Here is a 13,071-nt window from a genome sequence, read left to right as displayed (position 1 = left end):
CAGACGCGACACGTACGGTTCGCTCGCATGCGCGAGTACGTCGAATCCACACTGTGCGGTGTAGTCGGTCGGGCACGTGTAGTACAGGACCGGGTCGTCGATCGCGAGGGACGTCACCGACGCGTCGTCGAAGGCAACGTACTTGTGCGGGTTGTCCGGATCGGTCGTGGTGTCGGTGATCACGTAGGCCCACGAGGTCTCCGAGCCGGTTCCTGCCGTCGTCGACACGGCGATGTGCGGCGGGTTCTTCGGGTTCTCGCTCTTGTTGAAGCCCTCGAACTCGTTGACGCTGCGGCCGTCGTGCGCCACGGAGATGCGGGCGCCCTTGCAGGCGTCGTGCGCAGAACCTCCGCCGATGGACACGAAACTGTCACACTTGTTTTCGGTGTACATCGCGACCGAATCCATGACGTTGTAGTCCTTGGGATTGGACTCGACCTTGTCGTAGAGCACGACTTCGAGGCCGTGGTACTTCATCGACTCCACGATCTTGTGCACCGTGTCCGTGCCACGCAGACCTGTGGTCATCACGAGGGTTTTCTTGAATCCGAGTTTGAGTGCCTCGGGCCCGATCATCTCGTGTGCGCCCGGGCCCATCATGGCACGAGGGAACGGGTGGAACTCCTTGATTGGGAACGGTTTGAGCAGTTCGTCGACCTGCATGGCAGTGCATCCTCTCCGCGAAACGGATGTAAGTAAGTCATTCGCGCAACGCGGTGGAACACCCACGATGCTGAAAACGACGCTAGATCCGCACAGGATGCAATGCGGCCGTTTCGGGCGAGACTGTTCCCTTCGGTCCCAAGTGGGTACCGAAGGGACAGGAGAGCCCCCTACCCGATCGGGTAGGGGGCTCTCGAAGAGTCAGTGTCGGCGACTCAAGCTACTTGGCCGATTCTGCGGCCCGCAGGTCCTTGCGCAGGATCTTGCCCGCAGCCGACTTCGGGACGGTCTCGATGAACTCGACCTTGCGCACCTTCTTGTGCGGGGACACGCGCTCGGACACGAACGCCATGATGCCGCCCTCGTCGATCGTCGCGTTCGGCTGCAGCACGACGAACGCCTTCGGCACCTCTTCGCCCTCGTCGTCGAGAACGCCGATGACCGCCACGTCGGCGATCTCCGGATGCGTCAGAAGCAACGCTTCGAGCTCGGCGGGCGGCACCTGGTAGCCCTTGTACTTGATCAGCTCTTTGAGCCGGTCGACGATGAAGACCACGCCCTCGGCATCGACGACAGCGATGTCACCGGTGTGCAGGTAGCCGTCGTCGTCGAGCGTGTCCGCCGTGGCAGCGGGATTGTTGAGGTACCCGACCATGACGTTCGGACCCTTGACCCACAGCTCACCCGGCTTGGACCGGCCCTCGGCGGGAAGCTCGATTTCCTCGCCGCTTGCCGGATCGACCAGCTTGTTGACGGTGTTCGCGAGCGGAAGACCGACCGAGCTGAGCGGCATGTCGTCACGATCGAACGGAATCGCGTGGCTGACCGGGCTGAGCTCGCTCATCCCGTATCCCTGTCGGATACGGGCGCCGAGTCGCGTCGCGACGGCCTTGCCGAGCTCCTCGTCCAGCGGGGCAGCACCGGAGAAGACTGTGTGCACACTCGAGAGGTCGTATTGGTCGATCAGCGGATGCTTCGCGAGCGCGACAGCCACCGGCGGAGCGATGAAGAGGTACGTCAGCTTGTTGTCCTGGATGATCCGAAGGAACTCCACCAGATCGAACTTCGGCATCGTCACCAACCGGGCGCGCAACTTCAGCGCGATGTTGAGCAACACTGTCAACCCGTAGATGTGGAAGAACGGCAGCACTGCGAGGACGGCGTCGTCGGAGTCGATCCCGACACGCGGCTCCATCTGCGCGACGTTGGCAACGAGGTTACGGTGCGTCAGGATCACGCCCTTCGGGACGCCCGTGGTGCCCGAGGAGTACGGCAGCACCGCGACCTGCGTCGCCGGATCGAACGACACATCCGGGGCCGGGGCGCCCTGAGTGAGCAGGTCCTTCAGACTCGGGTGCCCGTCGGCACCGTCGAGAACGATGATGTGATCATCGGCGATCCCCGCCTTCTCCGCCGCCGCCTTGGCCTGCGGGTACAGCGGCGAGACGGTGAAGAGGAACTTCGCGCCCGAACCGGTGAGCTGCTTGGCGATGTCCTCCGCCGTGTACAGAGCATTGATGGTGGTGGCCGTGCCGCCTGCACGCAGGATGCCATGCAGCACCGACGCGAATGCCGGCACGTTGGGCGAGTGCAGGCCGACGACGTCACCGAGCTCGAGTCCGCGCGCAGCGAGGGCGCCGGCGATGCTATCGATCTGCCCGATCAAAGCCTGATACGTGGTGACGGCCCCGGAGGTGCCATCGATCAGCGCAGGCTTTTCCAGATCGGCGTCCGCGATCGATCCGAACAGGTAGTCGTAGACACTCAGATTCGGGATCTCGACGTCGGGAAAGGGACTGTTGAAGCTCATGGCTCTCCTTCTGACAAACAACGGCAATTATGACAAAACACTACAGTGAAGGCCGTCACATCAGACATCTACCTACTCTTCAGTCAGATACTTGCCAGCTGTCAGTTCACTTCGAATCTGGGCCAGAGGGTGGCGCCCGGAGTCTTGTCCGTGCATGCGCGCAGGGCCTGGTCGCCCGGCCGCAACAGCTGTGAGAATCCCAGCTTCGATTCCGTTCCTGTCAAGCCGCTCCGGAGATGCGCACAACTCCCGAGGATTCCTTGAAACATCCACAGAGACAAGTAGTTTCGATTGAGTCAACCAAACGACGACACAGGAGATTTCGATGTTCAACGACTTTTACCACAACTTCGCCCAGCCAATGCAACAGTTCGGGCCGCAGATTCCCGATTGGTTCAACTGGTTCCGCTTCGGTCGCTGATTCGACTCGACAGCCGAGCGCTGTCAGCCCCGTCTCTCCCCAGGAGGCGGGGCTGACGGCTGTCAGGATTTCGAATACGGCTTCCCTGCTGCTGCAGGCCCCCGAACGTGCCCGACGAGTCCTGCGACCGCGAAGATCGTCACGACGTACGGAAGCATCAACATGAACTCGCTCGGTACCGGGGATCCGATGATTCCGAGCACATTCTGGAGGTTCGACGCGAAGCCGAACAGCAACGCGGCCAACGTCGCCCGGATCGGATCCCACCGCCCGAAGATGACCGCCGCGAGTGCGATGTAGCCCGCGCCCGCTGTCATCTCCTTGCCGAACGCGCCGACGGAACCGAGCGTGAAGTAGGCACCGCCGAGTCCAGCGATCGCACCGGCCAGACACACGTTCCAGAACCTCGTCCGTGCCACGTTGATACCGACGGTGTCCGCTGCCTGTGGGTGCTCACCGACCGAGCGAAGCCGCAGGCCCCACTTCGTGTGGAACAACCCGAACCACACCATGGCCACGACGACATACATCAGGTAGACGATCAGGGTCTGGCGAAACAGCACCGGTCCGACCACCGGGATCTGGGACAGGAACGGAATCTCGATGCGCGCGAACCGTGGTGGCGCGTTCAACGTTTCCGTGTTCTTCGTCAGGACGACCGAATACAGGAAACTCGTCAGCCCGACGACCAGGACGTTGAGGACGACGCCGACGATGACTTGATTGACGAAGTACTTGATCGAGAACACCGCGAGCAGTGATGCCGTCAGCGCGCCGGCGATCAACGCTGCGAGAAGCGCAACGTAGGTCGACCCCGTCACCGAGGCCACGACCGCGCTGACGAACGCACCGGACAGCAACTGCCCTTCGATGGCGATGTTGATTACTCCGACGCGCTCGGAGATGACGCCCCCCATCGCACCGAAGATGAGCGGCGTACTCAGGGCGACGGCTCCGATCAACAGGCCCGGCACCGGCACCGTCGCACCCACTGCGGCCCACGTCAGAAAGCCCAGAACGAACACCACGGCATAGACGCCGAGCAGCCACAGTGGAGTTGCTGCCCCTCGCGCCACATTCCACGCAGCGAACCCAGTGATCAGCGCCAGCACCACGAACAGCACGACGCCCGTAGCTGCCGCCGGCACCCCGACCGCGGGGAGTTGAAAGAAGTCGTTCTCGCTGGCGAGCGCAAACGTCGTCGTACCCGACTTCGCTCGAAGAACGAACAACACCAATGCCAGGACGGTCGCGACGCCCAGCACACCGGGCACCTTCCAGTTCTTCGCCGGCGCGAGGATCTCCCGCTTATCGTCGACGACGGTCACAGCGCACCCACTTTCGCCGTGTCCGCGCGGGCCGCGATCTCAGCGCCCGGTGGAGGTAACCGGAACACTGCACGGACGAGCGGCGGTGCAGCGATGAACAGCACGATGACGGACTGCACGACGAGCACGATGTCGATCGGAATACCCTCCGCAGCCTGCATCGCGAATCCGCCTGCCTTGAAGCCGCCGAACAGAATTCCCGCGAAGAACACACCCCACGGCTTCGACCGCCCCAGCAACGCGACGGTGATCGCGTCGAAACCGATACCTGCGTCGATGTCCGCGCCGAACCCAGTGGTGACGGTTCCGAGCACCTGGGCGACGCCCGCGAGTCCGACGAGTGCCCCCGACAGCACCATCGCATACAGGTACATGCGGTTGACGTTGATTCCGGCGATCTTCGACGCGTGCGGGTTCTCACCGACGGCTCGGAAGCGGAAGCCGAGCGACGACCGCTCCAGCAGCCACCACACCGCTACCGTCACGATCACCACGAGCACGAACCCGAGATGCAGGGAGTATCGATCACCGAAAAGCTTGGGGAACACCGCCGTCGATTCCATGGCCGCGGTCTTCGGGTTGTTCTGCCCCGGTGCCTGCAGCGCGCCGGGCGTCCTCAGCAGATAGGCGACGAGGTAGAACGCAACGTAGTTCAGCATGATCGTGACGATCACTTCGTGAGCACCGGTGCGTGCCTTGAGGACTCCGGCGATCCCACCCCACACCGCGCCGCCCAGAACTCCGGCGAGTACGGCGAGGATCAGGTGCAGTCCGGAGGGCAGCTGAAGGGAGAAGCCGACCCAGCCCGCGCATGCCGCCGCGATCAGCATCTGTCCGCGTCCACCGATGTTGAACATTCCGACCCGGAAGGCAAGTGCAACACCGAGACCCGCGACGATCAACGGCGTCGCGAACGTGAGCGTTTCCAACAGCGGTTTGATGCCGTTCTCGATTCCCGGACGCCGGAAGTTGTACACCGCACCCTGGAACAGCGAGGAATACGCTCCCGAGACCGCGTCCCAGACTGCGACGAGCATGTCCGACGGCCGGGAGAAGAAGTAGCCTGCAGCTTCCTGAACCTGCTCGTCGGTGACAGCGATCAGCACTGCTCCGACAACCACGGCCATGAACACTGCCAGCACCGAAATGATTGCGCTGCCGGTGAATATCTGTCGCAGGACCACATGTGCGCGCGACGGCTGTGTATCTTGCGCGTCAGGCATGCTCTCCACCCATCATCAATCCCAGTACCTCGCGGGACGTGTCGGCCGGCACGATGTCGACGATCGTTCCGCGATACATGACGGCTATTCGGTCCGCGAGGGCAGCAACCTCGTCGAGCTCACTGGAAACGACGACCACCGGGATTCCCGAGTCTCTGGTCGCGACGATTCGTTTGTGCACGAACTCGATCGAGCCGACATCGATTCCGCGTGTCGGCTGCGAGGCGACGAACAGTCGAAGCTCACGGCTCAATTCGCGCGCAAGGACGACCTTCTGTTGGTTTCCGCCGGACAAGCGTCCGACTGCGGTGTCGATGCCGGGAGTCCGGACGTCGAACTCCTGGACCTTCTCGGCAGCGAACGCGTCCAGATAGTCGCGGCGGATCGCGCCGCGACGGACGAACGGCTCGCCCGTCGACCTGTCCAGCATCAGGTTCTCTGCAATCGAGAATTCGCCGACCAGACCGTGGACCGTGCGGTCCTCGGGCACGAATCCGACTCCGGCGGCCAACACGTCGTGGACCGAGGAGCCGACCAGAGAACGGCCGTCGAGAAGGATCTCTCCGCTGATCCGGTCGCGAGCGCCGAGAAGTGCCTCGACGAACTCACTCTGCCCGTTGCCCTGAACCCCGGCTACCGCCAGGATCTCACCCGCGTGAACTTCGAGGCTGACGTCGTCGACGACCGCATGGCCGTCCCCGTCGAAGACCGTCAGATTCCTGACCACCAGCGCCGCCTCGCCGGGCTGCGCAGGTTCCTTCGTCACCGTCAGCTGAACGTCGCGGCCGACCATCATCGCGGCGAGTTCCGCGTTGGTCGCCGGCGGCTCGGCCTGGCCGACGACCTTGCCGAGCCGGATCACGGTGATACGGTCGGCGACCTCTCGCACCTCACGCAGCTTGTGCGTGATGAACACGATCGTGGTTCCCGACTCGGCGAGTTCGCGCATGATGCGCATGAGCTCGTCGGTTTCCTGCGGAGTAAGCACCGCCGTCGGCTCGTCGAAGACCAGCACTGTGGCATCGCGGCTGAGCGCCTTGATGATTTCGACGCGTTGCTGCACTCCGACGGGCAGGTCGTCGACCTTGGCGTCGGGGTCGAGGTCGAAACCGAAGCGCGCCGAAATCTCGCGCACCAGCTTTCGAGCAGCATCGAGGTCAAGGCGCCCACCGCTTTTGGTGGTCTCGTGGCCGAGAATGATGTTCTCGGCCACCGTGAACACCGGGATCAGCATGAAGTGCTGGTGCACCATGCCGATCCCGGCGGCCATAGCTTCACCCGGTCCGGCGAATTCCTGCACGACTCCGTCGAGCAGGATCTTGCCCTCCTCGGCCCGATACAGGCCGCTGAGCACGTTCATCAGTGTCGACTTGCCTGCACCGTTCTCACCGAGAAGGCAATGGATTTCGCCCGTTTCGACGACAAGGTCGATGGAGTCGTTGGCGACAAGAGATCCGAACCGCTTCGTTATGCCCTGCAGTTCCAGCTTCATGGCAGTTCGACGTTCATGTCCTCTTACTGTGCGTCGGGACTACTTCGGAGAGGAGGGCGACTCGACGGTGATCGAACCGTCGATGATGCCCGCCTCGATTGTGTCGAGCTCGCCTTGCAACGCGGGATCGACCTGCGACTCGTAGTCGTGGAACGGCGCGATACCGACACCACCGTTCTCGAGCGTTCCGACGTAGGACGTGGTGTCGAACGATCCCTCACCCGACGTCGCAACGATCTCGTCGACACTGGTCTCGAGGCCCTTCGTCACCGACGTGAGCATCAGGTCGCTGACCGACGGATCCGACTCGAAGACATCGGCATCGGCGCCGATGAGTGCGATGGGTCGTGACGCGTCACGAATGGCCTGTGCAGCACTCTGGTAGATCGGTCCGCCGACGGGGAAGATCACGTCCGCGTTCTGGTCGATGAGGCCCTGAGCGGTGTTCTTCGCGACGGCGTTCGCCTCGAACCCCCCGGTGAACGAACCGTTCTGCGCTGCAACGTCCCAGCCGATGACCCGGACGTTGCCGTTCTTCTGCTCGTTGAAGTAATTGACCCCGTCGGCGAACCCGTCCATGAAGATGGTGACGGTGGGCAGCTGGGAGCCACCGAACGTTCCGACGACGCCCGTCTTCGAGAAACTCGCAGCGGCGTAACCGGCGAGGAAGGCGGACTGCGCCGCGTCGTAAGTGAGCGGTTTGACGTTCGGCAGGTCGATGCTCGAGTCGTCGATGATGGCGAAGTCGATGTCGGTGTTCGCTTCGGCAGCGGACTTCGTGGCGTCCGCGAGGTCGAAGCCGACGGTCAGGATCAGCGAGCAACCCTGGTCGATCAGGTTGGAGATGTTGGGGTTGTAGTCCGTCGGGGATGCCGATTCGACGGTGATGGGCTCGACGCCGAGGGTCTCGGACGCCCCGGTCAGGCCCTCGAAGCTGAGCTGGTTGAAGGACTTGTCGTCGAAACCTCCTGCGTCGGACACCATGCAGGGCTTGAAGTCACCGGAAGCACTACCCCCGGAGTCCGATCCGTTGTCTTCGGGCGCGGAGCCACATCCTGCGACGAGTGCGACAGCGCCGAGCGACGCGACGCCGCCGAATGCCAGTCTCCGAGTGCGTGAGCGGATGACGACGGTCAAGACTTCCTCCATTTGGTTCGCTGCCCGGTTCGCTCGTCTCATGAACAAGCGTCGAATTACCTGGCAAGTTTGTCTGATTCGCAGACGCTACCCGCCACGCGGGGTGCCCGCATGATTTCGCGAGTCACTCGCCCGTCTTGCGAGGTGAGGGGCTTCCGCTGTCGTAGTTGGCGCCGTCACCGAAAACCCCTGTACCAGATGAGGTTGCGAGCCGAAGGGCAGGACCTACACCTGCTGGTTTTCCACCAGGTGCTCGAAGGCTTTGAGGTTGGCGAGGGATTCACCGCGCGACACCCGCCACGCCCATTCGCGCTTGATCGACTCGGCGAAACCGAGTTCGAGCAGCACGTTGAAGTCTCCGTCGGCAGCTTCGAGAACCTGACCCAGAATGCGGTCGATCTCGTCGCCGGTGACCGCGTGCAACGACAACCGGCCGACCAGGTACACGTCGCCCACCTTGTCGATCGTGTAGTGCACCCCGTACAGCCGGCGGTTCCGTCGCAGCAGGTATTTGTAAACGCCCTCGAAGTTCTCGTCGGGCTTACGGCATGCGAACGCCTCGATCCGAACCCCATGATGCCCGACGGTCAGCATCGTCGTCGTCTTGAGCTTGCGCTCACCCGGCAGCTCGACGACGAAGGAATTTTCTCCCTTGCGCTGATACTCGAGTTCGCGCTCCTTCAGAATCGAGTCGATGAGGGTGATCGTGTCGCTCATGCCGTGACTCCTGCCCGTCGTAGCTTCGATAGTCCGCGGGTCCGCCGCGGCGAGAACTCGCTGGGAGCCTCGTGTCGATCGAAATGGAACTGTGCTGCGCGGTAGCTCCCCAGTAGCCCCTCGGCCGTGTGCTCCCAGGAGAAGTCCGCAGCGTGAATCGGGGCTCTCGACGCCATGGCCGCCAACGCATCTCGATCGGTGACCATGTTTGCGAGCGCGGTCGCCCAATCAGCGGTTCGGTGCCCTTGCACCAGCACCCCGGTCTCGCCAGAGCGCACTGCCACACCAAGACCACCGACGTCGGCCGCGATCACCGGCGTCCCGCTCGCCTGCGCCTCGATCGCGACCAGACCGAAGGACTCGTTGTAGCTCGGCACGGCGACGACGTCCGCGGCGCGGTAGATCTGTACCAGCCTCTCCGACGGTTGTGGCGGCAGGAACGTCACGCGAGCCGAGATGCCGAGAACCTCGGCAAGGTCGATCAGGCTGTCCGGACGATCGAGCCCACTGCCGGAAGGCCCACCGACGACGAGTATCCGCAGCGGAAGACTCGGGTCGCGTGCTACCACTTCCGCCGCTGCACGCAGCAGCACATCCGGCGCCTTCAACGGCTGGATCCTGCCTACGAAGGCGACGACGGTCTCTCGCGGATCGATGCCGAACTCGGAGCGGGCGGCACTCTTGTCACCGGGCCGGTATCGAGTCAGATCCGCGCCCGGTGCGACGACGTCGATCGATTCGGGAGTGGCGCCATAGATCTCGATGAGTTGTTTGGCCTCTTCGGAGGTGTTGGCGATGAGACGGTCGGCCTCGGCCACGACCTGTTGTTCACCGATCTGTCGCGCCGCGGGCTCCGGGGAGTCGCCTGCCGCCAGCGAGGCGTTCTTCACCGCAGCCAACGTGTGTGCGGTGTGCACGAGCGGCACGCCCCAGCGGTCGCGAGCCAGCCATCCGACCTGACCCGACAGCCAGTAGTGCGAATGGACCAGGTCGTAGTATCCGGCGTCGTGACGCGCTTCCTCGCGGAGCACACCGGCCGCGAACGCACACAGCTGCGTCGGGAGATCCTGCTTGTCGAGGCCCTCGAACGGTCCCGCGACGATGTTGCGCACCCAGACACCGGGGGCCGCCTCGCTGAGCGGTTCGTCGGACGAGGACGTCGCGCGGGTGAAGATCTCGACCTCCACGCCCCGCTTCGCCAGTTCCTTGGCGCTCTGCAACACGTACACGTTCATGCCGCCGGCATCGCCTACTCCGGGCTGCGCCAGCGGGGAGGTATGCAACGACAGGACCGCAACCCGGTTCAACTGACGACCACTCACCGCTCCACTTTGCACTCCCCCACCTTAAGCATGCTCGCCGAAGCAACTTTCGGGGCTCGGCTCACACGCCGTCCGCGAAGCTCTCCACGTCGGCGAGAAACCGCTCGGGGTCGGCCACGAACGGACCGTGGTCCACGCCCTCCCAGTAGGATTCCGTCACCGTCGGGATCAACGATGCAGCGTGTCTACCTGCAGCAACGTCGACGACGGTGTCCGCGGTGCCGTGCAGGACCAGCGCGGGGACATCGAGATGTCGGAGTAGGTCGTCGTGCGAGACGGTGCGCTCGAACAAGGCCGCCCTCACTCGCGGTGGCGTCGCCAGTGTCAGACCGAACAGAGCCTGCGCCTGCGCGCCCTTGCCCTCGACCGGTCCGGTCAGCGCCTGGCCGAAGTTGCCGAGCGCCTTGATCGCCACCCTGGGCTCCTCCGCCATCGCTCCCGGAATTGCGGCGCGCATCGCGCTACCGACACGACCACCGGCTTCTCCCTTGCCGATGCTGGTGATCGCTCCCACCAGCACCACGCCCGCGACCGCGTCCGTTCCATGCACGGCAAGATAGTCGCAGATGACGAGCCCGCCGTAAGACCAGCCGAGGAGGATCGCCTTGGTCTCGGTTCGCTCCTGCGCGAGAACCGCGTGGACGTCGCCGGCCCAGTTCGCCGAGTCCGCGTAGCCCGATTCCGGGGCGTCCGAGTATCCGTGGCCACGTAGGTCGACTGCGACAACCCGATACTTCTCGGCCAGTCCGGCGAGCACTCGTTCGCCCCAGCATGCCGAGGACTGGGCCCATCCGTGCAGCAGAACCAACGTCCGATGCGACGGATCGCCCGACACTCGATACACGATGTTCGTGCCGTCGATACTTACCGCTTGCCGTACCGGTCCTGTGACTGTCATGCCGTTCATGATCCATCCGACCCGCGACTCGTCAGGCAGCGGCCCGTCGCATCGACGCGAGCGGGTCGGCGTAAACCGAGCTGAGCGAGACGACCGCCGCCGCGAACTCCTGGACCTTGCGCCCGAATCCGGTGATGCGAATGTCTTTGTGCGGCAGAGTCGTTGCCCGATCGAATGCCTCCGCTACGTGCGCAATCCCCGGTGCGTACTCGGTGAACGCCTGACCGCCGAGTACCACGCGATCGGGATTGAACAGATCACGAAGCAATCCAATGGTGCGCCCGAGCACCTCTGCTCGCTCGACAAGAATCTGCTGCGCGGGTGACGAACCTTCGTGCGCGGCCCGGTACAGCCCGGCGATACCGGTTCCCGACGCCATGACTCCGCGCTCGACGGCGTCGGACAGCACGGCCCGATCGCTGACGGTTGCTTCGAGGCATCCGCGATGTCCGCACGCGCACAGCGCATTCGAGCCTGTCGGCAGATGCGCGATCGAACCTGGTCCGGTGGACGGCGTGTGCACGCGTCCGTCGATCGTCAGCGCGATGCCCGCGGTTTCGCGCGCGTAGAAGTACAGGCTGGTACCGGTCGCCGCCTCGGCCCGAGCAGGCGTCAGGAGCAGTTCCGACCCTGCCATCGCTTCGACATGACCCGACACCGACACCGGAAGGCCAAGACCCCCGCCAACGATGGCGCCCACCTGGGCGTTCTCCCAACCGAGACGGGGATGGTCCGCGGTTCCGGTCGCACCGTCGACACGGCCACCGAGCGCAACGCCGACCCACAGCGGAGTCCGGCGATGCCAACGGGAAGCGAACGAACCAGCGCTGCGAGTGATGACCGACAACGCCTCGGTCGCGGAGCCGCCGGGCGTCGGGATTTCCACGGCGCCGAGGATGCGGCCGCGCAGATCGGCCACGACGATCCCGGTGACGAGGGCGCCGATGTGTATTCCGATCGTCGCGTACGGCTCGTGATTGATCTCGAACGGCACCCGAGGCCGACCTACCGCCCCCGAGGCGGTGAGATCCGCTCGTTCCCGAAGCAGACCGGCGCCGAGCAGAGAAGATACCTGGCGGTTGACGGTGGCGATACTCAATCCTGTTGCGCGCGCTGCGATATCACGCGATATCGGCCCTTCGACGGAAGCGACACGTAGCACTGCAGCGGCAGGGCTGTCGGCAATACGGAGATCGGGCACGACGATCTGGACCCGGCCCCGCACACTCGGGCGGTTGATGGACGTCGGCCGCGAACCACGAAGGTTCGGGACGGATGAAGAGATTGGTGCAATAGCAAGTGACACTGGTGTCGTCCTCAGCAGTAGACCCACTTTTTCAGGTGGGTGTCGCATGATGCGAAGAGAGCGCTGGCGGCAAATGCCTGTCTACCGCGTCGATTCAGCGACAGGCTTCTTCGACTCAGCTACAGGCGTGAAGGCCGAGACAACACAGTTCACGAGGAAACGGCAGCCGGGAACCCAGAGCAGCGGTCACATAAGTGACACGCAGAGCGGGAGCGCGGCCGGCGAACATAGAGGCAAAATTAACACCTCCGCGCTCGTTTACCAATACGGGACTTCGATCTGCACGGATCCACACGACTAGAATTCCGCCCATGACATTGTCAGAACAACTTCCGTCCGACGCTCGCATCGCCGTTGTCACCGGAGCAAGCTCAGGCATCGGCGAGGCCACCGCCAGGCAGCTCGCGACGCAGGGTTACCACGTCGTGATCGGCGCTCGTCGCGTCGACCGGCTGGAGAAGCTGGCATCCGAAATCGGCGGCACTGCACTGCAACTCGACGTGACCGACGAGGACTCGGTTGCCGCGTTCACTGCCGTCATCCCTCGCGCGTCCGTGTTGATCAACAACGCGGGCGGCGCCAAGGGACTCGCGCCGGTCATCGACGCCGACCTCGACGACTGGCGCTGGATGTGGGAGACCAATGTTCTCGGTACGTTGCGTGTCACCAAGGCGTTGCTGCCCAAGCTGATCGAGTCGGGCGACGCACTTGTGGTGACGATCACGTCCGTGGCGGCGTTCGAGGCGTACGACAA

Annotated in this window: 11 protein-coding genes; 1 reads left to right on the top strand and 10 read right to left on the bottom strand. The window is 63.9% G+C overall.

Going from position 1 to position 13,071, the window contains the following annotated elements; all coding sequences use genetic code 11:
* The 10 genes from A2J03_RS26125 to A2J03_RS26080 all read right to left on the bottom strand — a co-directional run.
* Nucleotides 1–663 (bottom strand): iron-containing alcohol dehydrogenase (locus A2J03_RS26125; protein ID WP_156520597.1); only part of this gene is annotated, 663 nt, incomplete at its 3' end.
* A 220-nt stretch (nucleotides 664–883) separates the two neighbouring features.
* A complete protein-coding gene (locus A2J03_RS26120) occupies nucleotides 884–2,473 on the bottom strand; it encodes an AMP-binding protein (protein WP_068380084.1) in 1,590 nt (529 codons plus the stop codon).
* Nucleotides 2,474–2,956: 483 nt separating this feature from the next.
* On the bottom strand, nucleotides 2,957–4,222 hold the full coding sequence (locus A2J03_RS26115; protein ID WP_068380083.1) for an ABC transporter permease: 1,266 nt from the start codon (nucleotides 4,220–4,222) through the stop codon (nucleotides 2,957–2,959).
* On the bottom strand, nucleotides 4,219–5,445 hold the full coding sequence (locus A2J03_RS26110; RefSeq protein ID WP_231912724.1) for an ABC transporter permease: 1,227 nt from the start codon (nucleotides 5,443–5,445) through the stop codon (nucleotides 4,219–4,221). Before A2J03_RS26110 ends, A2J03_RS26115 begins: the two co-directional genes overlap by 4 nt.
* Nucleotides 5,438–6,937 carry an ABC transporter ATP-binding protein gene (locus A2J03_RS26105; protein ID WP_068380082.1) on the bottom strand — a complete coding sequence of 500 codons (1,500 nt, stop codon included), beginning with the start codon at nucleotides 6,935–6,937 and terminating at the stop codon, nucleotides 5,438–5,440. Before A2J03_RS26105 ends, A2J03_RS26110 begins: the two co-directional genes overlap by 8 nt.
* 39 nt (nucleotides 6,938–6,976) lie before the next feature.
* Nucleotides 6,977–8,074: a BMP family lipoprotein gene (locus A2J03_RS26100; RefSeq protein WP_231912723.1), complete on the bottom strand. Its 1,098-nt coding sequence runs from the start codon at nucleotides 8,072–8,074 to the stop codon at nucleotides 6,977–6,979.
* Nucleotides 8,075–8,299: 225 nt separating this feature from the next.
* Nucleotides 8,300–8,791, bottom strand: coding sequence for a YbjN domain-containing protein (locus A2J03_RS26095; protein WP_068380077.1), 492 nt, complete (start codon nucleotides 8,789–8,791; stop codon nucleotides 8,300–8,302).
* Entirely contained in the window at nucleotides 8,788–10,113 is a 1,326-nt protein-coding gene (mshA, locus tag A2J03_RS26090) for a D-inositol-3-phosphate glycosyltransferase (RefSeq protein ID WP_068380086.1), read from the bottom strand. The genes A2J03_RS26095 and mshA overlap by 4 nt, the downstream gene beginning before the upstream one ends.
* Before the next feature lie 61 nt (nucleotides 10,114–10,174).
* Nucleotides 10,175–11,020 (bottom strand): alpha/beta fold hydrolase, encoded by an 846-nt coding sequence (locus A2J03_RS26085; RefSeq protein WP_068380075.1) that lies wholly within the window; start codon nucleotides 11,018–11,020, stop codon nucleotides 10,175–10,177.
* 22 nt (nucleotides 11,021–11,042) lie between these two features.
* Nucleotides 11,043–12,365 carry an ROK family protein gene (locus A2J03_RS26080; protein ID WP_197480972.1) on the bottom strand — a complete coding sequence of 441 codons (1,323 nt, stop codon included), beginning with the start codon at nucleotides 12,363–12,365 and terminating at the stop codon, nucleotides 11,043–11,045.
* A 263-nt stretch (nucleotides 12,366–12,628) separates the two neighbouring features.
* On the opposite strand from A2J03_RS26080, the gene A2J03_RS26075 reads away from it, so the two are divergent.
* On the top strand, nucleotides 12,629–13,071 hold a 443-nt coding region (locus A2J03_RS26075; RefSeq protein WP_156520595.1), incomplete at its 3' end, for an SDR family oxidoreductase.

The sequence above is a fragment of the Rhodococcus sp. EPR-157 genome (genome assembly GCF_001647195.1).
GTDB lineage: Bacteria > Actinomycetota > Actinomycetes > Mycobacteriales > Mycobacteriaceae > Rhodococcoides.
Note: the sequence above shows the minus strand (reverse complement) of the source record. Positions and strands in the feature narration are given on the sequence as shown.

What these genes read in the sequence shown, in the direction of transcription:
- A2J03_RS26120 (WP_068380084.1), bottom strand. Translation starts at nt 2,473, where the DNA reads ATGAGCTTCAACAGTCCCTTTCCCGACGTCGAGATCCCGAATCTGAGT.
- A2J03_RS26110 (WP_231912724.1), bottom strand. Translation starts at nt 5,445, where the DNA reads ATGCCTGACGCGCAAGATACACAGCCGTCGCGCGCACATGTGGTCCTG.
- A2J03_RS26105 (WP_068380082.1), bottom strand. Translation starts at nt 6,937, where the DNA reads ATGAAGCTGGAACTGCAGGGCATAACGAAGCGGTTCGGATCTCTTGTC.
- A2J03_RS26095 (WP_068380077.1), bottom strand. Translation starts at nt 8,791, where the DNA reads ATGAGCGACACGATCACCCTCATCGACTCGATTCTGAAGGAGCGCGAA.
- A2J03_RS26085 (WP_068380075.1), bottom strand. Translation starts at nt 11,020, where the DNA reads ATGAACGGCATGACAGTCACAGGACCGGTACGGCAAGCGGTAAGTATC.
- A2J03_RS26080 (WP_197480972.1), bottom strand. Translation starts at nt 12,365, where the DNA reads ATGCGACACCCACCTGAAAAAGTGGGTCTACTGCTGAGGACGACACCA.